Genomic DNA, 24094 nt, shown 5'->3' on the forward strand with positions numbered 1-24094 from the left:
CCCTCTGCTCCCCCCATGGGCGGGGCCCCCGCACCCCGGGGGGTGGGGGTTCCCCCGGTTTTGCTTTGGGCAATCCGCCGCCGCACGGGGGGCAACCCCCGCTCCCACAAGTCCCCGCTGAATCAATTGAGTTCTGCGGTGTTCTATGCCGAGCCACAGCAACGACAGCATCAGACGTTCAGCGGATCTTCCTGGTTCTCCTTGTCCTTGCGCGCCTGCGCCGGATCCGCCGCATCCACCTCGCTGACCGGCTTGACCAGCGCCTGCGTCGCCGCCACCGCGGCCTGCATCTGCGGCTCCACGGCGGCCATCGACTTGATCTCGCTTTCTTCCTTCATGCGCTGGGCAATCTGCTTGTCGATCGCGTCCTTCTTCTCCGGCGGCAGGGCCTCGTAGTCCTCCTCGGTCAGCCCCAGCTCGTTGAGCATCTTCAGGCGGATTTTCTCTTCAGGAGACAGCGCCATGTAGTCGCGGAACTCCTGTGCTGCGCTGGTGGTTTTCACCGTGCTGTCGGATTCGCTCAGGCTGGTGCTGTCGCTCGCTTCGCTGGAACCGGAGTTCTGCAGAACGACCTTGAGCTTGGCGAAGGCCTCGTCCTGGGCGTCCTTGGCATCCTGGTAGGTCGAGTCCGACGCACTGCGTGACGCGCTGGCGCTGGCGACGGTGGACACCGCGGACGCCGTCGCGGTCTCGGACTGGTAAGCTTGCGCATCGGCGCCGGGAATCGCGGCGAGCGTGCGATGTTGACTGACCGCAATGTTTTGCCAGCCATGGCCGTTGATGATGCTCACGGGATCACACTCCTTTGGGTTGGGGTACGGTCCGGCTTACAGGGCAATAGCTGTGCCAGACTGGCGCAGCCCAGTAAAACCGGGCCTTGCAGCACTGCCGGGCGACCTGCGTTTGCCACTTGCAGGAAGCACCTTGCCGCTGGCGGCAAGGCGAACGGCACTAAAGTTTGTCCACGTGATGCCGATCACAAGAACACGAGAGCCGGGCCATGACCCGGTATCCCATGCGGTTGGAGTTCCCTGCCGGACGGGCAGGGTGGCGTCGCCTTGCGTCCACTTCAATTCATGGCCCGCTTCGATCCGCGGGCACCGGTCTTTATGAGGAAGAGGCGTATGAATCTTTACATCAACCAGTTGCAGAACAAGCCGGCATTCCGCGAGCAGGTCTACGCGGGCGATATCTTCCTCGACACCAACCTGCGCAGCGCCCACGAGCTGTGCGCGCTGGCCCGGCACAGCATCACCGAGGCCTTCGACGGCGAGACCGACCACGTCTCGCTGCACAAGATGATGCCGGTGGAAACCTTCGTCGAGCACGTCACCCGGCTCAAGCGCAAGTTCACCAACGGCCCCCAGGCCAAGGCGCTGATCCGCGACTACATCCTTGAAATCGGCGCCGACCCGAACGACTACATCTTCGACGTGCCACGGGTGCGCGTGGTGCCGAACTACGATTACCTGCACGCCGGCGTCAGCTACGCCTACAAGCCGCACCGCGACACCTGGTACGGCAGCGTCGATTGCCAGCTCAACACCTGGATGCCGATCTACAGCATCGAGCCCGGGCAGACCATGATGATCAACCCGGCCTACTTCGAGCGCCCGGTGCAGAACTCGTCCCACAGCTGGAGCCTGACCGACTGGATCAACAACCAGCGCCTCAAGGCCAAGGACAACATCACCCAGGAAAGCCGCGTGCACCCGGTGCCGCTGGAAGCGATCGACACCTCGTCGGAAATTCGCATCGCTGGCAACAGCGGCGAGATCATCACCTTCTCCGGCGCCCACCTGCACGGTACCGTGGCCAACCACACCGACCGCATCCGGTTCAGCGTGGACTTCCGCCTGATCCACCTGCAGGACCTGATTCAGAAGCGCGGCGCGCCCAATGTCGACAACGGTTGTTTCGACGTGGAAGCCGGCTTCAAAGACCTTTTCCATGCCAGCGACTTTTCGCAATTCCAGGGAGTTAATCCATGACCAAGCGTCGTCTGACTGCTGCCGAGGTCGAGTACAACGAAAAGCGCGCCAGCGTGCTGAGCCGCGTCGATGCCCAATACGTGGCTGACGCCCCCTTCGTCTTCGCCAACCGCATCGCCGTGACCGCGGCGCTGTCGCGTATCGAGCTGTTCAAGATGGTCCAGGACATCCCGGGCGCCATCGTCGAATGCGGCGTGTACAAGGGCAACTCGTTGATGCTCTACATGCAGCTGTCGATGATTCTCGAGCCGTATGCGATCAACCGGTCGATCATCGGCTTCGACACCTTCCAGGGCTTCGCCAGCATCGACGAGAAGGAAGACCCGAGCGACATCAACGAGAGCATGTTCTCCGACACCGACGAGACCCTGATCCAGGACATGATCGAGGCCAACGACCTGATCCGTCCGGTCAACCGCATCCCGCGCTGCGAGATCGTCAAGGGCGACATCCTCGAAACCGTGCCGGCGTTCGTGAAAACCCGTCCTGACCTGGTGGTGGCGATGCTGATCCTCGACACCGACCTGTACTCGTCGACCAAGGTGGCCCTGGAAACCTTCCTGCCCTACATGCCCAAGGGCGCCATCGTGGTCCTGGACGAAGTCGCCTACCGCAACTTCCCCGGCGAAACCGCCGCCCTGCGCGACGTGCTGGACCTGAACAAGGTCGAGCTGAAGCGCCTGCCGTTCGATTCTTCGGTGGGTTACTTCCGCGTCTGATCGGTTTGCCGCACAAAAAGAAGGCCGCTCTTTGAGCGGCCTTCTTTTTGTCTGCGGGGGCGCGTCCTGCTTCTAGATATGCAGAGCATGCCCCAGGGCACGCAGCGCCGCTTCCTGCACCGCCTCACCCAAGGTCGGGTGGGCATGAATGGTCCCCGCCACATCCTCCAGGCGCGCGCCCATTTCCAGTGACTGGGCGAACGCCGTGGACAACTCGGAAACCCCCGCGCCCACGGCCTGCCAGCCAACGATGAGATGGTTCTCGCGCCGCGCCACCACCCGCACGAAGCCGCTCTTCGACTCCAGGGTCATGGCCCGGCCGTTGGCGGCGAACGGGAACTGCGCCACCAGGCAATCCAGGCCTTCTTCCTTCGCCGTCTCCGGCGTTTTGCCCGCCACTACGATCTCCGGATCGGTGAAGCACACCGCGGCAATCGCGGTCGGGGTGAAGGCGCGCTGCTTGCCCGCAATCAGCTCGGCGACCATCTCGCCCTGGGCCATGGCCCGGTGCGCCAACATCGGTTCACCCGCCACGTCGCCGATGGCCCAGACGTTGCGCATGCTGGTCTGGCAGCGCTCGTCGATGGCAATGGCGGCGCCGTTCATCTTCAGGGCCAGGGCTTCGAGGTTGAAGCCCTTGGTGCGCGGCCGCCGACCCACGGCCACCAGCACCTGGTCGGTCTCCAGGGCCAGTTCGCCGCCGTCCGGGGTGCGTACCCTCAGGCACTGTTGCGCCGCGTCGAAGCCTTCGACGCTGTGCCCCAGGTACAGCTTGACCCCGAGTTTCTTCAGCGACTCGGCCACTGGCTGGGTCAGTTCGGCGTCATAGGTCGGCAGGATGCGCTCGCGTGCCTCGACCACGCTGACCTCGACGCCGAGCTTGCGGTAGACGATGCCCAGTTCCAGGCCGATATAGCCGCCGCCGACCACGGTCAGGCGCTTGGGCAGGCTGGCCGGCGACAGCGCCTCGGTGGACGAGATCACCGCGCCGCCCAGGGGCAGCATCGGCAGTTCGACGCTGCTGGAGCCGGTCGCGAGCAGCAGGTGCTCGCAGCGGATGCGCAGGTCCTGACCTTCGATCTCCACCAGCTTGCCGTCGATGACCTTGGCCCAGCCGTGGATGACCTTGACGTCGTTCTTCTTCAGCAGGGCGGCGACGCCGCTGGTCAGGCGATCGACGATGCCATCCTTCCAGGCCACGCTCTGCGCGACGTCCAGGCTCGGCGCGGAAACCTTGATGCCGATCGTCGACCTGTGCGCGTGCTGCTCGGCCTGGTGGAACTGCTCGGCCACGTGGATCAGTGCCTTCGACGGAATGCAGCCGATGTTCAGGCACGTCCCGCCCAGTGCCTGGCCTTCCACCAGCACGGTGGGGATGCCTAGTTGCCCGGCGCGGATCGCGGCGATGTAGCCGCCGGGGCCGCCGCCGATGATGAGTAGGGTGGTGTCCAGAGTCTGCATGCTCACTCCACGAACAGGCTGGCGGGTTGTTCGAGCAGGCCGCGCACGGCCTGGATGAATTGCGCGGCGTCCATGCCGTCGACCACCCGGTGATCGAAGGAGCTGGACAGGTTCATCATCTTGCGCACGACGATCTGGCCGTTGACCACCATGGGCCGCTCGACCATGCGGTTGACGCCGACGATGGCCACTTCGGGGGTGTTCACCACTGGCGTGCTGACGATGCCGCCGAGGGCGCCGAGGCTGGTCAGGGTGATCGTCGAGCCGGACAGTTCCTCGCGGCTGGCCTTGTTGTTGCGCGCGGCGTTGGCCAGGCGCGAGATCTCGCTGGCGTTGCCCCACAGGCTGCCGGCTTCGGCATGGCGCAGCACCGGTACCATCAGGCCGTTGTCGCCCTGGGTGGCGATGCCCACGTGCACCGCGCCGTGGCGGGTGATGACCTGGCCTTCGTCGTCATAGGTGGCGTTGATCTGCGGGAAATCGCGCAGGGCGACGACCATGGCCCGCACCAGGAACGGCAGCAGGGTCAGTTTGCCGCGGCTTTCGCCGAACTTGCCGTTGAGGTGCTGGCGCAACTCCTCCAGCGCCGTCACGTCGATTTCCTCGACATAGCTGAAGTGGGCGACGCGGCGCTTGGCGTCCTGCATGCGCTGGGCGATCTTGCGGCGCAGGCCGATCACCGGGATCTGCTCGCTGTCCTCGCGCTTGGCATAGCCACTCGGTGCCGCCTGGCCGCGGGTGGGTTGGGTGAGAAAGGCGTCGAGATCCTCGTGCAGGATGCGCCCGGCCGGGCCGCTGCCATGTACGTAGCGCAACTCGATACCGGCATCCCAGGCGCGCTTGCGCACGGCGGGGGAGGCCAGGGGCTTTTCGTTGGCGCCACGGGGGATGATCGGTGCGGCTTCATGGTTGCTGCTGACGGCTGTGGCTACCGGCGCAGGCTTTGCAACGGGTGCCTCGACCACGGCCGCTTTCGGCTCAGGTGCGGTGACTGCCAGCGCAGGCTTGCTGGCACTCTCCTGATGGTTGCCGGCGCCTTCCACTTCGATGCGGATCAGCTCGCTGCCCACCGCCATGACCTCGCCGGGCTGGCCGCCCAGGGCCAGGACCTTGCCGGATACCGGCGAGGGAATCTCCACCGTGGCCTTGTCGGTCATGACATCGGCGACGACCTGGTCCTCGGTGACGGTATCGCCGACCTTGACGAACCATTCCACCAGTTCAACCTGCGCGATGCCTTCGCCAATGTCCGGCATCTTGATGACGTGCGTGCCCATTCAGACCTCCATGACCCGTTTCAATGCCGCCCCGACCCGCGACGGGCCGGGGAAGTACGCCCACTCCTGCGCGTGCGGGTAGGGGGTGTCCCAGCCGGTGACGCGCTCGATGGGGGCTTCCAGGTGATGGAAGCAATGCTCCTGGACCAGCGACACCAGTTCGGCACCGAAGCCGCAGGTGCGGGTGGCTTCGTGGACGACCACGCAGCGGCCGGTCTTCTTCACCGACTCGACGATAGTGTCCAGGTCCAGCGGCCACAGGCTGCGCAGGTCGATGACCTCGGCGTCGACGCCGGTTTCCTCGGCGGCGACCTGGGACACGTAGACGGTGGTGCCGTAGGTCAGCACGGTGACGTCATTGCCCGGGCGGGTGATCGCAGCCTTGTCCAGCGGCACCGTGTAGTAGCCGTCCGGCACTGCACTGGCCGGGTGTTTCGACCACGGCGTCACCGGGCGATCGTGGTGGCCGTCGAACGGGCCGTTATACAGGCGCTTGGGTTCGAGGAAGATCACCGGGTCGTCGTTCTCGATCGAGGCGATGAGCAGGCCCTTGGCGTCGTAGGGGTTGGACGGCATCACCGTGCGCAGGCCGCAGACCTGGGTGAACATCGCCTCCGGGCTCTGGCTGTGGGTCTGGCCGCCGTAGATGCCGCCGCCGCAGGGCATGCGCAGGGTCAGCGGGGCGACGAACTCGCCGGCGGAGCGATAGCGCAGGCGGGCCATCTCGGAAACGATCTGGTCCGAGGCCGGGTAGAAGTAGTCGGCGAACTGGATTTCCACCACCGGCCGCAGGCCGTAGGCACCCATGCCGACGGCGGTGCCGACGATGCCGCTTTCCGAGATCGGCGCGTCGAATACCCGCGACTTGCCGTACTTGTTCTGCAGGCCCTCGGTGCAGCGGAACACGCCGCCGAAGTAGCCCACGTCCTGGCCGTAGATGACGACGTTGTCGTCGCGTTCGAGCATCACGTCCATGGCCGAGCGCAGGGCCTGGATCATGGTCATGGTGGTGGTCGACATGGCGCTTTCCACTTGGATGGAGGTGTTGTGATCGTTCATGTCAGATCCCCAGTTCCTGGCGCTGCCGGCGCAGGTGCTCCGGCATTTCCTTGTAGACATCCTCGAACATCGAGGCCGGGCTCGGCATGTGGCCGCCGGCGAGGGTGCCGTACTGCTCGGCTTCCTTCTGCGCGGCAATGATCTCGGCGTCCAGTTCGGCGCTGACCGCCTGGTGCTCTTCCTCGGACCACTGGCCGATGGCGATCAGGTGCTGCTTGAGGCGCACGATCGGGTCGCCCAGGGGGAAGTGGATCCAGTCGTCGGCGGGACGGTACTTGGACGGATCGTCGGAGGTGGAATGTGGACCTGCGCGGTAGGTGACCCACTCGATCAGGGTCGGGCCGAAGCCGCGGCGGGCGCGTTCGGCGGCCCAGCGCGAGGCGGCGTAGACCGCGACGAAGTCGTTGCCGTCGACCCGCAGCGAGGCGATGCCGCAGCCCACGCCACGGCCGGCGAAGGTGGTGGACTCACCGCCGGCGATGGCCTGGAAGGTGGAGATCGCCCACTGGTTGTTGACCACGTTGAGGATCACCGGCGCGCGGTAGACGTGGGCGAAGGTCAGGGCGGTGTGGAAGTCGGATTCGGCGGTGGCGCCGTCGCCGATCCAGGCCGAGGCGATCTTGGTATCGCCCTTGATCGCCGAGGCCATCGCCCAGCCGACGGCCTGGACGAACTGGGTGGCGAGGTTGCCGCTGATGGTGAAGAAGCCGGCTTCGCGCACCGAGTACATGATCGGCAACTGGCGTCCCTTGAGCGGATCGCGCTCGTTGGACAGCAATTGGCAGATCATCTCGGTCAGCGACACGTCCCGCGCCATCAGGATGCTTTGCTGGCGGTAGGTGGGGAAGCACATGTCGGTGCGGTTCAAGGCCAGGGCCTGGGCGCTGCCGATGGCCTCCTCGCCGAGGCTCTGCATGTAGAAGGACATCTTCTTCTGGCGCTGGGCGACCACCATGCGGCTGTCGAACTGGCGCGTCTTCATCATCGTGCGCAGGCCCTGGCGCAGGACCTGCGGATCGATGTCCTCGGCCCAGGGGCCGACGGCATTGCCTTCGCCGTCGAGCACGCGGATCAGGCTGTAGGCCAGGTCGGCGGTATCGGCGGGTTCGACATCGATGGCAGGTTTAGGGGCCTGGCCGGCATCGTTCAGACGCAGGTAGGAAAAATCTGTCTGGCAGCCTGGCCGGCCGGTAGGCTCGGGCACATGCAAACGCAGGGGGGCGTACTCGTTCATGCTTTTTACGCTCGCTCTGTCTTGTGTTTTTGTTGAGCTTTGAAGCGGTAGCTACCGAGACCCGGCTTGTGACCGGAGAGTCAGTCTTGTCCTACATGATATTCCGGCCCCGGAAGAATATTTTTCTGATGTTGGTTGCCTTTGAATGAGCGCGCGGATAAATATTCTGCAAAAGAACAAAAGGCAGGGAAATTTATCTCATGCGCAAACTGGATCGCACCGACATCGGCATTCTCAACAGCCTTCAGGAAAATGCCCGCGTCACCAACGCCGAGCTGGCCCGCTCGGTGAATCTGTCGCCAACGCCCTGTTTCAACCGGGTCAAGGCCCTGGAGGAACTGGGGGTGATCCGCCAGCAGGTGACCCTGCTGGCGCCCGAGGTACTGGGGCTGGACGTCAACGTGTTCATTCATGTCAGCCTGGAGAAGCAGGTGGAGCAGTCGCTGCATCGTTTCGAGGAGGAGATCGCCGAGCGCCCCGAGGTGATGGAGTGCTACCTGATGACCGGCGATCCGGACTACCTGCTGCGGGTGCTGCTGCCGAGCATCCAGGCGCTGGAGCGGTTTCTCGATTACCTGACGCGCTTGCCGGGGGTGGCGAATATCCGGTCGAGTTTTGCCCTGAAGCAGGTCAGGTACAAGACCGCGTTGCCGCTGCCGGCCAATGGATTGACCTTGCGCGAGTCTCGTTAGAAAGAACGCTGCGGATTCTTGTGGGAGCGGGTTTACCCGCGATCGCGGTGGTGAACACACTATTGCAATCGCGGGTGAACCCGCTCCTACAAGGGCCGTGCTTGATCAAGGGAGTGTAGAAAATCACGATCAAGTTGAGACTCGGGTGCTTGATATTTTGAACGCCCCCTGAGATGTTGTCCGGGTCGCCGTTTCCGGCATGCGAAAACAACAAGGACAGAGTCATGACGACCAATGTTCAGCGCTCCCTGGAAGAGCGTTTGACGGGCATTGATGAAATCGAGTGCGTTACGCCCGACCTCAACGGCGTGCCCCGCGGCAAGGTAATGACCGCCGAAGGCTTCCTCGAAGGCCGGCGCCTGCAACTGGCCCGCGGGGTGTTGTTGCAATGCATCATGGGCGGCTACCCGCCGGCGCGCTTCTACGGCGGCGATGATGGCGACCTGGCGCTGGTGGCCGACCCCGCGCAAATCCACCGCCTGCCCTGGAGCGCCGAACCCCGCGCCCTGGCCATCTGCGATGCCGACGAGCTGAGCGGCGCGAGCTCCGGCCTGTCGACCCGTGGCCAGCTCAAGGCGGTGATCGCGCGCTACGCCGCCCGCGGCCTGGCCCCGGTGGTGGCGACCGAACTGGAATTCTTCGTCTTCGCGCCGAATCCCGACCCGACCCAGCCCTTCCAGCCACCGCTCGGCCTGGACGGCCGCAGGGAGGACGGCCACTCGGCCTTCAGCGTCAGTTCCAACAACGGCCTGCGCCCGTTCTTCCAGGAGGTCTACCGCTGCATGGCGGCGCTGGGCCTGCCCCGTGACACCTTCATGCACGAGATGGGCGTCAGCCAGTTCGAGATCAACCTGCTGCACGGCGATCCGCTGCTGCTGGCCGACCAGACCTTCCTGTTCAAGCACCTGCTCAAGGAAGTCGCGCTCAAGCATGGCCTGACCGTGGTGTGCATGGCCAAACCGCTGGCGAAAACGCCGGGCAGCTCGATGCACATCCACCAGAGCGTGGTGGAGATCGGCAGCGGCCGCAATGTGTTCAGCGACGCCGACGGCAAGCCCACCGAGACCTTCTTCCACTTCATCGGCGGCCAGCAGGCCTGCATGGCCGACTTCACCGCGCTGTTCGCGCCCAATGTCAATTCCTACCAGCGCCTGTGCCATCCCTACGCTTCGCCGAACAATGCCTGCTGGTCCGAGGACAACCGTGCCGCCGGCCTGCGCATTCCGGCCAGTTCCCCGGTGGCGCGGCGTGTGGAAAACCGCCTGCCGGGGGCCGACGCCAACCCCTACCTGGCGATTGCCGCAAGCCTTGCCGCCGGCCTGCACGGTATCGAGAACAGCCTGCAACCGACTCCGGCGATCCAGGGCGAGTTCGAGGTCCCGGACCACCTGTCGCTGCCGTGCACCCTGCACGCCGCCCTCGACCGCCTGAAGCGCAGCAGTCTGGCCCGCGAGCTGTTCGGCCGCGAATTCATCGACGGCTACCTGGCGACCAAGACCCAGGAGCTGACCAGTTTCTTCGATGAAATCACCCCATGGGAGCGGCGCGTCCTGGCGGCCCAGGCCTGATTGAATGCACCCCGGCCCGCCCGGGTCGGAAGCTGACCGGACAGGAGTCCGATCGCGGCATCCATGTCGCATCGGGCTCCTGTTTTTTTATGCCTGCCTGACCGCTCGGCGGAAATAATCACTTATGCTTTCAGGCAGATTTTTCCACCTGCAAGAGGCCGTTCGGGACGCTGATGCGCACTATCTGGAAGTCTTTTCGCGCGCTGTATTTCGCCGCTTTGATGATGTTGATCGGCTCCGGCCTGTTGAGTACCTACCTGGCCCTGCGCCTGAGTGCCGACCAGGTCGACAGCCTGTGGGTCGGTGCATTGATGGCGGCCAACTATTTCGGTCTCGCCCTGGGCGGCAAGATCGGCCACCGGTTGATCGCCCGGGTCGGACATATCCGCGCCTATGCCGCCTGCGCCGGGATCGTTGGCGCGGCGGTGCTCGGCCATGGCCTGGTCAGTTTCCTCCCTGCATGGCTGTTCCTGCGGGTGATCGTCGGCCTCGGCATGATGTGCCAGTACATGGTGATCGAGAGCTGGCTCAACGAGCAGGCCGATGCCAAGCATCGTGGCGCGGTGTTCAGCGGCTACATGATCGCTTCCTACCTTGGCCTGGTGCTCGGCCAGTTGATCCTCGTGGTGCATCCACAACTCGGGCCGGAGCTGCTCATGCTGGTAGCCATGTGCTTCGCCCTGTGCCTGGTGCCGGTGGCACTGACCCGGCGCATCCACCCGGCACCGTTGCGGCCGGCGCCGATGGAGCCGCGTTTCTTCATCAAGCGGGTGCCGCAGTCGCTGAGTACGGTGCTCGGCGCCGGGTTGATCCTTGGCGCCTTTTATGGCCTGGCGCCCCTGTATGCCTCGAAGCAGGGCCTGAGTACCGAGCAGGTGGGTATCTTCATGGGCGTGTGCATCTTCGCCGGGCTGCTGGTGCAGTGGCCGCTGGGCTGGCTGTCCGATCGCTATGACCGCGCCGTACTGATCCGCAGCGTGGCGATCGGCCTGGCCGTGGCTTCGTTGCCGCTGGCGATCCTGCCGGGGGTGCCGCTGCCTGTGCTGTTCGCCGCCGGTTTCCTGGTTTCGCTGTTGCAGTTCTGTCTTTATCCGCTGGCGGTGGCGTTCTCCAACGACCATGTGGAGGGCGAGCGGCGGGTATCCTTGACCGCGATGCTTCTGGTCACCTATGGCGTCGGTGCGAGTATCGGACCGCTGGCGGCAGGTGCGTTGATGCAGGCCTTCGGCGACCAGATGCTGTACGCCTTCTTCACCTTCTTCGCCCTGGTCCTGGTCTGGCGCATCCGTCCGAAAGCGGTCACCGGATTGCACCAGGTGGTGGATGCGCCGCTGTCCCACGTGGCCATGCCGGCAGCCAGCTCGCCGCTCGCCGCGGCCCTCGACCCGCGGGTCGACGAGCAGGTGGTGCAGGATCAGATGCAGGCGCCGGTCGCGGCGGAAGATACCGAGGACGAGGAAGAAAAGGCGCAGGCCAGAAACGGGGAGGGGCAGGAGCCGGCAAAACCGACCCAGGTCTGAAACGCAACGGGGAGCCTTCTGGCTCCCCGTTTCACATCAGTAGTCGTCCTTGTCGAACCGACGCGCTTCGCGCTGCAGCTGATAGACGAAACTCTCGATCTTGCGCTGCATCTGGCCGGTGAGGTTGTGGAACCTCACCCCGGCGAAGGTCGCGCCCAGGCGCTCCTCGAAATGCAGGTGGCGCAGCTCGACGGACATGTTGGTCAGCCCCAGCGGTGCGCTGGCGGCGAACTTTTCGTAGACCTGGCCCAGTTGCAGACGTTCTTCGATGTCGCCGTCGAAGCGCAGCTTGCAGCCGGTGGCGGAGATGTCCAGCAACTTGCCGCGAATGGCTCCGGCACCCTTGAGCTTCTCGCCGTCCATGACCACATCGACCAGTTGCGACAGCTTCAGGGCGGCGCGGAAGGCGTTGCGCCGCTGGTGGTAGGTGACTTCGGCCGGCAGGGTGCCGCGGTAGCAGCGGATGTCGCCGCTGGAGTCGATGCTCAGCGGCTGGTTGCATTCCCAGGCGATCCGCACGCCTTCGTGGAAACCTTCGACGCGGAAGGGTTCGCCATTTTCCAGGAAACGCTCGCCGTCGCGAGGAATCATTTCATCCAGGGCCAGTACGTTGTTGTCGCGGTCGACTTCGACCACGTAGCTCTGGAAACGCTGGCTGCGCTCATGGAAGGTAATGATCAGCGGATCATGGCTCTCTTGCAGCATCCGCAAATTGGCGGCGATCTCCAGAGGCGTGGTGAACACCTTCGGAGGCTGCGGAGCTTCTACGTCATTGAACACGGTTGATGAATCTCCAGGCAAAAACGGCACACGCAGCTAGCATTCTGCCAGCATGCGTTGTGCCTTGATAGAGGGTCACGCCTGGCTGAGCGCACGAGGCTTGGACAGCGGCGATTTTGAGCCCCGGCTGTCGTAGAGGGTAGGGGCTTCGCCGCCATTGAGGATTCTGATCTGATTGGCCGTGGTGGCCTGCTGCAGCACGATGGATTCACCGTTGCGCTCGTTGACCGCCTTGCACTCATTGAGCAGGTTGCCGAGCACATCGAGCTGGTGCAGCAGTTGCGAACCGAGGTGCGACTGGCTGGCCAGGACCTCGACACCGGCGCGGTCCGGGGTCAGGCCGATACTGGCGAGCAGTTCGCTGCGCCGACGCCCCTGTTGATCGAGCAGCACCACCAGCGACTGCTTGTAGGCCAGGATGTTCTCCAGGGCCGGCATGTCCCGGCCGTGCAGGGCCACGTATTCGTCCCGCAGCAGCTGGAGCAGCTGTTCCGCCGGGCCGATGTCGTCTTCGATCAGTTGCAGCAGGGTAGTGTCGTGCATGGCTGGCTCTTGGTCTTGGCGTCCTTGAAGTCAGCGCGCCGAGGGCTAGCGCTGGGCTTCGAAATTGAGCAGTTTGCTGGCGACGCGGTTGGCGTCGACCTGGTAGCTACCGTCGGCGATGGCCTGTTTCAACGCGGCCACGCGGTCGCTGTTGACGATAGGCTGGTCGCGCAGCTTGTCGCTGACCTGTTGCAACTGCTGGGCCTCATGGCTGAGGTGTACGGTTTCCCCGCTCTGGACGGTGCCGCTGGCCGTTGTCGGCTGCTCGGCGCTCTTGGCGGCCGGCTCCTGGCTGGTGCCAGTGCGCAAGCCGCCCGTCACTGACGGGGAGTTATTCAAACGACTGAAGTCGATGACCATGATCAGAAAACCTCGTGGGAATTTGGACGCTTGCCCTTTTTTCGGCCAACCCGGACAAAACTTTAGGCGCGAATGAATGGAAGATTCGCGACAGCGCCATCAGCCCGTAATGCGCACAGTTTAGGAAATGCGCGCCCTGATCGCCAGCCCGCATCGGCGGCGAGGTGCTCTGCGTCACACGGTCACATCGAAACCTCCACTTCACCTGGCCCGGTAACCCTGGCCTTTACCACCCGTTTGGAATTCAGGTTGCGTACCCGGATCTGTTCGCTCATCCCGCCCTTGCTCAGCGCTTCGCCGGGCATGCGCACGGCCAGGGCGCCGGTTCGGGCGATGATGACCACGTGATCGCCCTTGCGGATCACCTCGGCCTGTTCCAGGTGAACCGGGGTGATGACCTGGTCGATGACCATTGGTCGGACGACTTTCTGCCCGACCGCCTGGTCGAGGCTGGACAGGAAGCCCTGGTTGAGCAGGCCGACGTCGCGCTCGCGCAGCGACACGTCCTGTTCGCCGACCACCGCCTCGCGCTTGAGCGGGCGGCTGACCACCACCACATCGCGGTACAGCTTGACCTGGGCCGGCACGAACACGGTCCAGGGCGCGCTACCATCGCAGCGCACCCGCACGGTCACCCGGCCCAGCGGTTGGGCCGGGCTTTCCAGGTTGGCGCCGAGCTGTTCGCTGCACAGCGGCATGCGCAGGCGTGGGTCGAGATTGTTCACCTGGATCTCGTAGCGACCTTCGGTCTGGGTTTTTTGCAAATAGTCTTCGACAGTGAACTCAAGAAACCCCTGAGTGACACCGATAAGTTGTTCAGGCAAGGTGAAGGTGTCAGCCAGAGTTCGAGCGCCGGGAGTCAACAGGCACAGCGCAGCAAGGAAGCCGGGCAGATGGCGGTGCAGGCGTCGGAAAAATGTCGTTTTCGTATTCATGAAAGTTAAAAAGCAAGGCGCGTGCCTGAATGAGCGCGCTGCCCCAAGCTTCGGTTGAGGAGTCTGGCATGGCTGGTGTTATGGATTCGGTGAACCAGCGCACGCAACTGGTGGGACAGAATCGTCTCGAACTGCTGCTGTTCCGCCTGCGTGGCGAGCAGTTGTACGGGATCAACGTGTTCAAGGTTCGGGAAGTGCTGCAATGCCCGAGCCTGACGCTTCTGCCCAAGGCCAGCCGGGTCGTGCGCGGTGTCGCGAATATTCGTGGGGCGACCATCCCGATCCTGGATCTGGCGATGGCGACGGGTCTGCCTCCCCTGGAAAACCAGGACCCGAGCAAGAGTTTCGTCATCATTACCGAGTACAACACCAAGACCCAGGGGTTTCTGGTCCATTCGGTCGAGCGCATCGTCAACATGAACTGGGAGGAGATCCATCCGCCGCCCAAGGGTACCGGTCGCGATCACTACCTCACGGCGGTGACCCGGGTCGACAACAAGATGGTCGAGATCATCGACGTCGAGAAGATCCTCGCCGAAGTGGCGCCGGCGTCCGAAGCGGTCTCCACCGGCGTGGTCAATGCCGAGGTGCACAGCAAGGCGGTGTCGTTGCGGGTGCTGACGGTCGATGACTCGTCGGTGGCGCGCAAGCAGGTGAGTCGCTGCCTGCAGACCGTCGGGGTCGAGGTGGTGGCGCTCAACGACGGTCGCCAGGCGCTGGACTACCTGAAGAACCTGGTGGACGAGGGCAAGCGTCCGGAAGAGGAATTCCTGATGATGATCTCCGACATCGAGATGCCGGAGATGGACGGCTACACGCTGACCGCGGAGATCCGCAACGACCCGCGCATGCAAAACCTCCACATCATCCTGCATACTTCGTTGTCCGGGGTGTTCAACCAGGCCATGGTGAAGAAGGTCGGCGCCGACGACTTCCTCGCCAAGTTCCGGCCGGACGACCTGGCGCAGCGTGTGGTCGACCGGATCAATGCCACACACTAATAGTTGTCGGGGGCCTCGGCTCCCGGCATTGCACACGATTTAAGAGGCGGCACCATTGTCTACGGGTAATTTGGATTTCGAACAGTTCCGGGTCTTCCTGGAAAAAGCCTGTGGCATCCTGCTGGGCGAAAATAAGCAGTACCTGGTTTCCAGCCGTCTCAACAAGCTGATGGAACAGCAGGGGATCAAGACGCTCACCGAGCTAGTGCAGCGTATCCAGAGCCAGCCGCGCAGCGGGTTGCGCGAGCAGGTGGTGGACGCCATGACCACCAACGAAACCCTCTGGTTCCGCGATACCTATCCGTTCGAGGTGCTGAAGAACAAGGTTATGCCGGAGCTGATCCGCAACAATCCGGGCCAGCGCCTGCGCATCTGGTCGGCGGCCTGTTCGTCCGGCCAGGAGCCCTATTCGATTTCCATGAGCATCGACGAGTTCGAGCGCAGCAACGTCGGCCAGTTGAAGATGGGCGCGCAGATCGTCGCGACCGACCTCTCCGGGTCCATGCTGGCCAACTGCAAGACCGGCGAGTACGACAGCCTGGCGATTGCCCGCGGCCTGTCCCAGGAACGCCTGCAGCGTTACTTCGACCCGAAGGGGCCGGGGCGCTGGGCGATCAAGGCGCCGATCCGCAACCGCGTGGAATTTCGGTCGTTCAACCTCCTGGACAGCTACGCCGCCCTCGGCAAGTTCGACATCGTGTTCTGCCGCAACGTGCTCATCTACTTCTCGGCGCAGGTGAAGAAGGACATCCTCACCCGTATCCACGCCACCCTGAAGCCGGGTGGGTACCTGTTCCTCGGTGCTTCCGAGGCGCTGAACGGCTTGCCGGATCACTACCAGATGGTCCAGTGCAGCCCGGGGATCATCTACCAGGCCAAGTAATCCCGACAGGCACAAAAAAGCCCCCGGTCTCGCGACCGGGGGCTTTCATTTCATTATCCGATCAAGCCGCGATCAGAAGTCGTAACGCACCTTCGCCGAGAACACATCGGCATCGAAGCCCGACTTGCCGACGTAGTCGTAGTTCACGCCCAAGGTCACCGCGCCCAGCTTGTAGTCGGTGCCGATGCCGGCCTCGTAGCTGTTGCGCACGGCCTTGGCGCCGGTGGTGACGAACGGGGTGTTGCCCAGCAGGAAGGTCGAGGTGCTGCTGGCCTGATCGGCGGCGAAGTCGTGGTAGGCCATCAGCTTGACCTGCGGCTCCAGGGTGCCGGCGCCAAGGTTGAAGCTGCCGGTAACGCGTACGCCCGCGCCCAGTTCGATCGCCTCGTAGCGCTGGTCTTCGACTTTCAGCGCGGCGGACGAACCCTTCTCGCGATAACCGTCGATGGCCACCAGGCTGTAGCGCGCCGCCAGGCGCGGTTCCACCAGCACCTGCGGATTGATCTTCCAGGTGTAGCCGCCCACCAGGTTCAGGCCGAGCAGGTCGCTGTCGTAGCTGGCCTTGGCCTGGGTGCTGGCGATCTCGCGCTTGCTGTCGTTGTCGTTGACGCCGTAGGTCAGGCTGCCGTCGACGAACCAGTTGCCCAGCTCGTAGCCGCCGTACAGGGTGAAGGCGTGGCTGTCGACTTCGGTCTTGTTGCCGCTCTTGCCGTTCACATCGGTGTTGATGAAGCTGTAGGCCAGGCCCAGGGTCAACTGGTCGGTCAGCTTGCCATCGGCACCCACGGCGATGCCGCGGCTGTAGGCGTTGTAGCCGGCCACGCCGTCACGCAGGTCCTGGGTGGCGTCGCTGTAAAGGCTCTGTACCCAGACGCCGGCTTCCTTGAAGGCTTCCCCGGAGGACGCGCCGCGCAGGCTGCTGGTGCGGCTGCCGGTGACGCTGCTGACCAGGTTCTGGCTGGTGGTCGCCGCCTGGGTCGCGCCACCGTTGGTTTCCGGGGTCAGTTGCTCGGCGATGCGGGTCAGGTCGGCTTCGCTGGTGTTGAGCAGGGCCTGCAGCAGTGGGTCGTTGGGGTTCTGCTGGCGGATGCGGTCGATCACGCCGTCGTTTACCAGGCTGCCGATGGCTTTCTGGGCGTTCGCCGAGCCGCCTTGCCTGAAGATGGAGGTGTCGATCTCTTCGAGGCCCTTGCCTGTCACGGTCGCCACCAGTGTGTCGTCTTCGATACGGTAGCTATCGATCTTGAGCAAGGCCGAGGAACTGACCAGATTCAGCTTGCCGTTCGGGTCGACGGCCGAGCCATCGGCGTTCAGCACGTTGAACTGGCCTGCCTTGAGCACCTTGTATTCGGCACCGTTGGCGGCGAACTCACGGCCCGTGGCCGCCAGCTTGATCTGCGCATCCTTGCCGAACTCTGCCGTACCCGTGACACTCAGCAGGGCCGTGTTCGGGTCGGTGACGATGCTCATCAGCAGGCCGATGGATGAGTTGCTGGCCACGTAGAGATTGCCGTCGATGTTCGTGTGGTAGACATCGGTCAGGAGCAGGGTTGCAGCCGCATTGTCGGATACACTGCCAACTTCGACCCAGCCGTCTGATCCTTGCATGCTGATGCCGAATTCGCCCTGTCGGCTATTGACTCCCAGATTGGTGTCACCGCTCACATAGATGTTCTTCAGGCCGAACAGGTTGCCAGTGACGACACTTCCCTTCTGCAGCTCCAGGTACACGTCGCCGCTGGCGTTCCTGGCGTCCACGGCCTGGTGAAGGGAAATCAGCGTACCGCTATTGATGATGTGCAGCGGGGCGGAGCTGGACGAAGTGAGATCGTTGCCTTCGGTATCGATGTCGAAGGTGTTGATGGCGATCGAGGCGTCACCACCAACAATGGTGCCCCTGTTGACGATATGGTCGTTCAAACCGGTGAAGCTGGCGCTTTCGATGCGAATGCCCTGGGAGTCTTTTCCGTAAGCACCGATGGTTCCGTGGTTTTCTATGCCGTTCAGGTCGGTCCGGTCATAACCAGGGCCGTTGAACCCGCCGGAAACTTCAATGCCAACCGAGTCTTCGCCGCTTGCCGTGATTTCTCCGCGGTTGATCACTCTGCCAACGATCTCGCCGCCGGTCAGGTAGATGCCGGTGGCATCTTCGCCTTCGACGATGATCTTGCCGCTGGCGGCATTGACCAGGTCGCCACGGATGGTGGTCGAGCCGCTGACGTCGATGCCGACGGCGATATCCGTGGTGCCTTCGTCTTCCAGCGGTTCGCCCTTGGCCGACAGCAGGCCTTCGTTGATCACGCTGCCGCCGATGATCGCCGGATCGATGCGCAGGGCGTTGGCGCCGCCGCCTACCGCGCTGATGCTGCCCTTGTTGATCAGGTTGCCGTCGATACGGTTGTTGATCCAGGTGCCCGGGGTCTCGTAGACATCCATGTCCACGCCACCGGCGAAGTCGCCGGTGCTGTTGATGGTGGCGTTGAGGATCAGGTCTTTCTGCAGGTGACTGCCGTTGAACTCGATCGGATCGTCCTCACCGCTGCCGCTGTAGCTCCCGGTGATTTCCAGGGATTCGGTATAGGTCTGGTTTTCGCTCTTGAAACCGGCGTTGGTCAACTGCACGGTCTGGGCATAAGCGGGGAGGGTGGCGGAAGCTACCGCCATGGCGAGCAGGGTCTTGCGCAAAAGCATGGAAGCCACGGTTCAGTCCTTAAACGTCGTAGAAATCACGGTGCGTCCTTGCGTGGCCGGGCCTTGTTGGTGGTGATGGCTAAGTGCCACGCAACGAGCGGGGCGCATGGTAAAGGACTCGCCATCAAAATGACATCCTTTTGACGCCGGCTTTTCGTGAGCCCTTGCCGCTTTTCGCCGCTGCCGGCGGCATCCTGCGGAAAGCCATTGCCGCTTTTCTGGCATTGCCGCTCCCGGCAAAACAGCAGAAACCCCGGTTTCATTGGGGTTTCCTGTTTTGGCATGGGACTTGCTCTCTCATCGCCAACGAACCATCCGGTCAACCTTCGAAGGTTTCCCCGACATGAGCATCAGCTTCGATAAAGCGCTCGGTATCCATGAAAAGGCCCTGGGCTTCCGCGCCCAGCGCGCCGAGGTGCTGGCCAACAACATCGCCAACGCCGACACGCCGAACTACAAGGCGCGGGACATGGACTTCTCCAAGGTACTCGCCGCCGAAACCGAGAAGACCCAGAAAGGCGGTCATTTCGCCCTGGACCGCACCAACGCCCGGCACATCGAGGCCGACGGCGTGGCCCTCAGCGACGAGGCCCTGCAGTACCGCACGCCGATGCAGCCTTCGATCGACCAGAACACCGTCGACGCGCAGCTCGAACAATCGAACTACGCCGAGAACGCCGTCGGTTTCCAGGCCAGCTTCACGCTGCTCAACAGTAAATTCAAAGGGCTGGTGTCGGCCCTGCGCGGAGAGTAAGTCATGTCCCTCGCCAGTGTTTTCAACATCGCCGGTAGCGGCATGAGTGCCCAGACCACCCGTCTGAACACCGTCGCCTCGAACATCGCCAACGCCGAGACCGTCTCGTCGAGCATCGACCAGACCTACCGCGCCCGTCACCCGGTGTTCGCCACCACCTTCCAGCAGGCGCAGAACGGCAGCCAGTCGCTGTTCCAGGACCAGGACGCGGCAGGGCAGGGCGTGCAGGTGCTCGGCGTGGTCGAGGACCAGAGCAACCTCGAAGCGCGCTACGAGCCGAACCATCCGGCAGCGAACAAGGACGGCTACGTCTACTACCCGAACGTCAACGTGGTCGAGGAAATGGCCGACATGATCTCGGCCAGCCGCTCGTTCCAGACCAACGCCGAGTTGATGAACACGGCCAAGACCATGATGCAGAAAGTACTGACCCTGGGTCAGTGACAAAAGGACCGAGCCAATGGCCAGTGTCAACGATACGACTTCAGGGGTGAACCTCAACGACGTCATCAAGTCGTCCGGGGTCAAGACCACCTCGCAAACCGGCGTCGCCTCCGCCACCAACAGCTCCACCGGTGGCCAGACCCTGGGCAAGGATGCGTTCCTGCAGCTGCTGGTGACCCAGATGCAGCACCAGAACCCGCTGGATCCGCAGGACAACAGCGAGTTCGTCGCCCAGCTGGCGCAGTTCAGCAGCCTGGAAGGCATCACCACGCTGAACGAGTCGGTCACCGCGATTTCCAGCAACTACAAATCGTCCCAGGCCCTGCAGGCCTCGTCCCTGGTCGGTCGCTCGGTGATCGCCCAGACCGACAAGGCGGTGGTCGACACCTCGAAGAGCCTGAACGGTTCGGTGGTGGTACCGCAGTCGGTGAGCAGCGTCACCGTGACCATCAAGGACAAGGACGGCAATGCCGTGCGCACCCTACAACTGGGCGAGCAGAAAGCCGGCAACGCCGCCTTCGTCTGGGACGGCAAGAACGAGAAGGGCGAGGTCATGGAGCCGGGCACCTACACGTTCAAGGCCACCACCACGGTCGATGGCAAGGAAGCGGAGATGTACACCCTGCTGCCGGCCACGGTCAGCAGCGTCACCATCAGTCAGACAGGGGGCGAGATGATGCTCAATCTCGCCGGTCTGGGCAGCGTCGCGCTGTCCAAAGTGCAAACCATCGGTATATAGAGCCGGCTAACGGCACAGGAGTGAAAGATGTCCTTCAATATCGGCCTTAGCGGTCTCTATGCGGCAAGCAAGCAACTGGACGTTACCGGCAACAACATCGCCAACGTCGCCACCAACGGCTTCAAGTCTTCCCGTGCGGAATTCCAGGACGTGTATTCGGCGAGCAAGCTGGGCGTGGGCAGCAAGACCGTCGGCAACGGCGTGAGCCTGGCGGCGATTTCCCAGCAGTTCGGCCAGGGTGACGTGAACAACACCGGTAACGTGCTGGACATGGCGATCCAGGGCCAGGGCTTCTTCGTGCTCAGCGACAACGGCTCGCTCACCTATACCCGCGCTGGCGCCTTCCAGACCAGCAAGGACAGCTATGTCGTGACCTCCGACGGCCTGCGCCTGCAGGGCTACGCCGCCGACGAAAACGGCAAGATCCTGACGTCCAGCCTGACCGATCTCAAGATCGACACCCTGTCGCAGCCGCCGAAGGCCACCAGCCTGGTCACCCAGGGCATCAACCTGAACTCCGAGGCCACTCCGATTCCGTTGCCGACCGCGACGCCGGCGGGCCCGACCTTTGTGCCGACCGACGAAACCACCTACACCAAGAAGTTCTCGACCGAGATCTACGATACCCAGGGCAACAAGCACACCCTGGAGCAGTACTATCGCAAGACCGACCAGAACACCTGGACCATGTACTCCCTGATCGACGGGCGCAACCCGCAGAACCCGGCCAGTGCCACGCCGCTGGTGGGAACCATGACCTTCAAGTCCGACGGCAGCATCAATACCATGACCGGCTCGGTGGCTCCGGACGACAGCTTCGCCGTGGTCAACAACGTCTTCACCATCAAGGGCTGGATTCCGGCGACCTACAACTCCACCACCGGCACCTGGGGTTCCAACGGCTCCGCGGCCAATGCCGGCGGCGTGCGCCTGGACATGAGCTCGACCACGTCCTACAACACCGATACCGCGCGCCTGCCGCCAACCCAGGATGGTTATGCCACCGGCCTGCTATCGAGCCTGAGCATCGACTCCACCGGCGTACTGTTCGCCAGCTTCAGCAACCAACAGTCCCGTGCCATCGGCCAGGTGGCGATTGCCAGCTTCGCCAACGAGCAGGGTCTGGAGCAGATGGGTGGTACCCGCTGGAAGGAAACCTTCGCTTCGGGTAGTGCCGGCATCGACACGCCGAAGACCGGCACCCTGGGTTCGATCTCCTCCAACTCCCTGGAAGAGTCGAACGTCAACCTGACCCAGGAACTGGTCGAACTAGTCAAGGCGCAGTCCAACTACCAGGCCAACGCCAAGACCATTTCCACCCAGAGCGCCATCATGCAGACCATCATCCAGATGACCTGATGCTGGCCGGGTAGCGTGAATGCGAGCCCCTTCCCGTTCCGGGCGGGGGCTTGTCGTTTCAGTGAGGTGCACATGAAGCGGTATGTGATTGCCGGGCTGCTGCTCCTGGCGGCGAGTCAGGCCGTGGCGGCCATGGCGCCGTGGTATCGCTGGGAAAGCCAGGCCGACGGACGCCTGGTGTGTTCGCAGCATTCGCCGGGGGATGGCTGGAAGCGTTTTGCCGGGCCGTTCAATAATGCCGGCTGCCGGCCCTGACATCCAGGTGAGGCCTGGAGGGCAGGTCTGAGGCGGGATCTTGCCGCCACCGGCAAGGTCACCGCCGATAATTTGTCTTCTCCCGCTGCTGCAACCTTCCCCAAAACCGCCAAAGCCCCGAAAACATGGGCCTTTTCCCGGCTGTTCAAAAACTGGATCGAAAATTGCTTTCATCCCGCCACAGCAGCGGTGAACGGCAAGTGTTCGCCAGCGCAGCGGAGGATGACTGTGGACAAGATGCTTTACGTGGCCATGACCGGCGCCAGCCAGAACGCGCTGGCGCAGAAGGCCCATGCCAACAACCTGGCGAACATTTCCACCAGCGGTTTCCAGCGTGACCTGGAGCAGGCGCGCTCGATGCCGGTGTTCGGCGACAGCTTTCCGGCGCGTGCCTATGCCATGACCGAGCGCCCGGCCACCGATTTCACTCCCGGCGCGCTGCAGGAAACCGGCCGCGACCTGGACATCGCCGTGGGCGGCGACGGCTTCATTGCCGTGCAGGCCCCCGATGGCAGCGAAGCCTACGTGCGCACCGCCAGCCTGAACATTGACGCGGTCGGCGTCCTGCGCGCCGGCAACGGCATGCCGGTAATGGGCAATGGTGGTCCGATCGCCGTGCCGCCGGAGCAGAAGATCGAAGTCGGCCAGGACGGCACCATCACCATTCGCGCCATGGGCGAAGGCCCGCGGGTGATGGCCGAGGTCGACCGCATCAAGCTGGTCAATCCCGACCTGAAGACCATGACCAAGGGCCTCGATGGCCTGATCCACACCAAGACAGGCCAGCCTGCTGCAGCCGATGCCAACGTGCAGGTGGTGTCCGGTTTCCTCGAAGCCAGCAACGTCAACGCCGTGGAAGAAATGACCTCGGTGCTGGCCCTGGCCCGGCAGTTCGAACTGCACGTAAAGATGATGAACACGGCCAAGGAAGGCGACGAAGCCATGGCTCGGGTTTTGCAAATCAGCTAATTGACACAGGCGTAGCGCCGTAAAACAGGCGTACCAGGAGAACAGCATGCTTCCGGCTCTTTGGGTCAGTAAAACCGGTCTGTCCGCCCAGGACACCAACCTGACCGTCATTTCCAACAACCTGGCCAACGTATCGACCACCGGCTTCAAGCGTGATCGTGCCGAATTCCAGGACCTGCTCTACCAGGTGAAACGCCAGCCAGGCGCCCAGTCTACCCAGGACAGCGAGCTGCCGTCGGGCCTGCAAGTGGGTACCGGTGTGCGCATCGTCGGCACCCAGAAGAACTTCATGACCGGCAGCCTGCAGACCACCGAGAACCCGCTGGACCTCGCGGTCAACGGCCGTGGCTTCTTCCAGGTCCTGCAGCCGGATGGCACCGTTTCCTACACTCGTGACGGTACCTTCCACCTGAACTCCGACGGCCAGATCGTCACCGCCAACGGCTTCGCCCTGGAACCGGCCATCGTCGTGCCGCCGGATGCGCAGACCTTCACCGTCGGCCAGGACGGCACCGTGTCGATCACCACCGCCGGCAACCCGGCCGCGCAGATCATCGGCAACATCCAGACCGCCGACTTCATCAACCCGGCCGGCCTGCAGTCGCTGGGCGGCAACCTGTTCCTGGAGACCGCCGCCAGCGGCGCGCCGCAGATCGGTACCCCGGGCCTGAACGGCTTCGGTACCACCATGCAGCAGACCCTGGAGAACTCCAACGTCAGCACCGTGGAAGAACTGGTCAACATGATCACCACCCAGCGTGCCTACGAAATGAACTCCAAGGTGATTTCCACCGCCGACAGCATGCTCCAGTACGTTACCCAGAACCTGTAATTGACCTGGGCAAAGCCGTTTTCACCGT

Annotated in this window: 25 protein-coding genes; 14 read left to right on the forward strand and 11 right to left on the reverse strand. The window is 63.5% G+C overall.

Going from position 1 to position 24094, the window contains the following annotated elements:
• Positions 1-170: 170 nt before the first annotated feature.
• Positions 171-791, reverse strand: a complete 621-nt coding sequence (locus tag V0R59_RS00005) for a hypothetical protein (RefSeq protein WP_330077963.1) — start codon at positions 789-791, stop codon at positions 171-173.
• A 333-nt stretch (positions 792-1124) separates the two neighbouring features.
• Between V0R59_RS00005 and V0R59_RS00010 the strand changes: the two genes are divergently transcribed.
• Together V0R59_RS00010 and V0R59_RS00015 are read left to right on the forward strand one after the other, a co-directional pair.
• Positions 1125-1991 (forward strand): phytanoyl-CoA dioxygenase family protein, encoded by an 867-nt coding sequence (locus V0R59_RS00010; RefSeq protein ID WP_330077964.1) that lies wholly within the window; start codon positions 1125-1127, stop codon positions 1989-1991.
• The gene (locus V0R59_RS00015; protein WP_042124528.1) at positions 1988-2710 is read left to right on the forward strand and encodes a TylF/MycF/NovP-related O-methyltransferase; all 723 of its coding nucleotides are present in this window, start codon (positions 1988-1990) and stop codon (positions 2708-2710) included. The genes V0R59_RS00010 and V0R59_RS00015 overlap by 4 nt, the downstream gene beginning before the upstream one ends.
• A 72-nt stretch (positions 2711-2782) precedes the next feature.
• Here V0R59_RS00015 and lpdA read toward each other — a convergent pair whose 3' ends face one another.
• From lpdA to V0R59_RS00035, 4 genes are read right to left on the reverse strand one after another with little or no spacing between them, the layout of a single operon-like run.
• Positions 2783-4171, reverse strand: a complete 1389-nt coding sequence (lpdA, locus tag V0R59_RS00020; RefSeq protein ID WP_330077965.1) for a dihydrolipoyl dehydrogenase — start codon at positions 4169-4171, stop codon at positions 2783-2785.
• Positions 4172-4173: 2 nt separating this feature from the next.
• The gene (locus V0R59_RS00025) at positions 4174-5448 is read right to left on the reverse strand and encodes a dihydrolipoamide acetyltransferase family protein (protein ID WP_330077966.1); all 1275 of its coding nucleotides are present in this window, start codon (positions 5446-5448) and stop codon (positions 4174-4176) included.
• Complete coding sequence (locus V0R59_RS00030; RefSeq protein ID WP_330077967.1) at positions 5449-6507, reverse strand: alpha-ketoacid dehydrogenase subunit beta; 1059 nt, start codon at positions 6505-6507, stop codon at positions 5449-5451.
• 1 nt (position 6508) lies between these two features.
• The gene (locus tag V0R59_RS00035; RefSeq protein ID WP_330077968.1) at positions 6509-7741 is read right to left on the reverse strand and encodes a 3-methyl-2-oxobutanoate dehydrogenase (2-methylpropanoyl-transferring) subunit alpha; all 1233 of its coding nucleotides are present in this window, start codon (positions 7739-7741) and stop codon (positions 6509-6511) included.
• 200 nt (positions 7742-7941) lie between these two features.
• Here V0R59_RS00035 and bkdR point away from each other — a divergent pair, with 200 nt between their 5' ends.
• From bkdR to V0R59_RS00050, 3 genes are all read left to right on the forward strand, one after another.
• Positions 7942-8433 carry a Bkd operon transcriptional regulator BkdR gene (gene bkdR, locus V0R59_RS00040; protein WP_330077969.1) on the forward strand — a complete coding sequence of 164 codons (492 nt, stop codon included), beginning with the start codon at positions 7942-7944 and terminating at the stop codon, positions 8431-8433.
• 326 nt (positions 8434-8759) lie between these two features.
• On the forward strand, positions 8760-10001 hold the full coding sequence (locus V0R59_RS00045) for a glutamine synthetase family protein (protein WP_330077990.1): 1242 nt from the start codon (positions 8760-8762) through the stop codon (positions 9999-10001).
• Between the two features lie 173 nt (positions 10002-10174).
• Positions 10175-11521 (forward strand): MFS transporter, encoded by a 1347-nt coding sequence (locus tag V0R59_RS00050; RefSeq protein WP_330077970.1) that lies wholly within the window; start codon positions 10175-10177, stop codon positions 11519-11521.
• A 36-nt stretch (positions 11522-11557) separates the two neighbouring features.
• Here V0R59_RS00050 and V0R59_RS00055 read toward each other — a convergent pair whose 3' ends face one another.
• The 4 genes from V0R59_RS00055 to flgA all read right to left on the reverse strand — a co-directional run bounded on the left by V0R59_RS00055 (position 11558) and on the right by flgA (position 14139).
• A complete protein-coding gene (locus tag V0R59_RS00055) occupies positions 11558-12301 on the reverse strand; it encodes a flagellar brake protein (RefSeq protein WP_330077971.1) in 744 nt (247 codons plus the stop codon).
• Positions 12302-12376: 75 nt separating this feature from the next.
• A complete protein-coding gene (locus V0R59_RS00060; RefSeq protein ID WP_330077972.1) occupies positions 12377-12844 on the reverse strand; it encodes a flagella synthesis protein FlgN in 468 nt (155 codons plus the stop codon).
• A gap of 45 nt (positions 12845-12889) precedes the next feature.
• On the reverse strand, positions 12890-13204 hold the full coding sequence (flgM, locus tag V0R59_RS00065) for a flagellar biosynthesis anti-sigma factor FlgM (protein WP_330077973.1): 315 nt from the start codon (positions 13202-13204) through the stop codon (positions 12890-12892).
• A gap of 182 nt (positions 13205-13386) precedes the next feature.
• Positions 13387-14139, reverse strand: coding sequence for a flagellar basal body P-ring formation chaperone FlgA (gene flgA, locus V0R59_RS00070; protein WP_330077974.1), 753 nt, complete (start codon positions 14137-14139; stop codon positions 13387-13389).
• A gap of 68 nt (positions 14140-14207) precedes the next feature.
• On the opposite strand from flgA, the gene V0R59_RS00075 reads away from it, so the two are divergent.
• Both V0R59_RS00075 and cheR read left to right on the forward strand, forming a co-directional pair.
• Complete coding sequence (locus tag V0R59_RS00075; RefSeq protein WP_330077975.1) at positions 14208-15140, forward strand: chemotaxis protein CheV; 933 nt, start codon at positions 14208-14210, stop codon at positions 15138-15140.
• A 55-nt stretch (positions 15141-15195) separates the two neighbouring features.
• The gene (gene cheR / locus V0R59_RS00080; RefSeq protein WP_330077976.1) at positions 15196-16023 is read left to right on the forward strand and encodes a protein-glutamate O-methyltransferase CheR; all 828 of its coding nucleotides are present in this window, start codon (positions 15196-15198) and stop codon (positions 16021-16023) included.
• Positions 16024-16095: 72 nt separating this feature from the next.
• Here cheR and V0R59_RS00085 read toward each other — a convergent pair whose 3' ends face one another.
• Both V0R59_RS00085 and V0R59_RS00090 read right to left on the reverse strand, forming a co-directional pair.
• Positions 16096-18714 carry an autotransporter family protein gene (locus V0R59_RS00085; RefSeq protein ID WP_330077991.1) on the reverse strand — a complete coding sequence of 873 codons (2619 nt, stop codon included), beginning with the start codon at positions 18712-18714 and terminating at the stop codon, positions 16096-16098.
• A 35-nt stretch (positions 18715-18749) separates the two neighbouring features.
• Complete coding sequence (locus tag V0R59_RS00090) at positions 18750-18998, reverse strand: hypothetical protein (RefSeq protein WP_330077977.1); 249 nt, start codon at positions 18996-18998, stop codon at positions 18750-18752.
• Between the two features lie 59 nt (positions 18999-19057).
• Here V0R59_RS00090 and flgB point away from each other — a divergent pair, with 59 nt between their 5' ends.
• The 7 genes from flgB (at position 19058) to flgG (ending at position 24066) form a co-directional block, all read left to right on the forward strand.
• Entirely contained in the window at positions 19058-19468 is a 411-nt protein-coding gene (gene flgB / locus V0R59_RS00095) for a flagellar basal body rod protein FlgB (RefSeq protein WP_330077978.1), read from the forward strand.
• 3 nt (positions 19469-19471) lie between these two features.
• Entirely contained in the window at positions 19472-19912 is a 441-nt protein-coding gene (gene flgC, locus V0R59_RS00100; RefSeq protein WP_009402938.1) for a flagellar basal body rod protein FlgC, read from the forward strand.
• A 16-nt stretch (positions 19913-19928) separates the two neighbouring features.
• On the forward strand, positions 19929-20651 hold the full coding sequence (flgD, locus tag V0R59_RS00105) for a flagellar hook assembly protein FlgD (RefSeq protein WP_330077979.1): 723 nt from the start codon (positions 19929-19931) through the stop codon (positions 20649-20651).
• A gap of 27 nt (positions 20652-20678) precedes the next feature.
• The gene (gene flgE / locus V0R59_RS00110; protein ID WP_330077980.1) at positions 20679-22010 is read left to right on the forward strand and encodes a flagellar hook protein FlgE; all 1332 of its coding nucleotides are present in this window, start codon (positions 20679-20681) and stop codon (positions 22008-22010) included.
• 72 nt (positions 22011-22082) lie between these two features.
• Entirely contained in the window at positions 22083-22265 is a 183-nt protein-coding gene (locus tag V0R59_RS00115) for a hypothetical protein (protein WP_330077981.1), read from the forward strand.
• 228 nt (positions 22266-22493) lie between these two features.
• Positions 22494-23234, forward strand: a complete 741-nt coding sequence (locus tag V0R59_RS00120; RefSeq protein WP_330077982.1) for a flagellar basal body rod protein FlgF — start codon at positions 22494-22496, stop codon at positions 23232-23234.
• A gap of 46 nt (positions 23235-23280) precedes the next feature.
• Positions 23281-24066, forward strand: a complete 786-nt coding sequence (gene flgG / locus V0R59_RS00125) for a flagellar basal-body rod protein FlgG (protein WP_330077983.1) — start codon at positions 23281-23283, stop codon at positions 24064-24066.
• Positions 24067-24094 lie beyond the last annotated feature (28 nt).

Origin of the sequence: Pseudomonas ulcerans (genome assembly GCF_036324125.1) — a bacterium.
GTDB classification, from domain to species: Bacteria; Pseudomonadota; Gammaproteobacteria; order Pseudomonadales; family Pseudomonadaceae; genus Aquipseudomonas; species Aquipseudomonas ulcerans.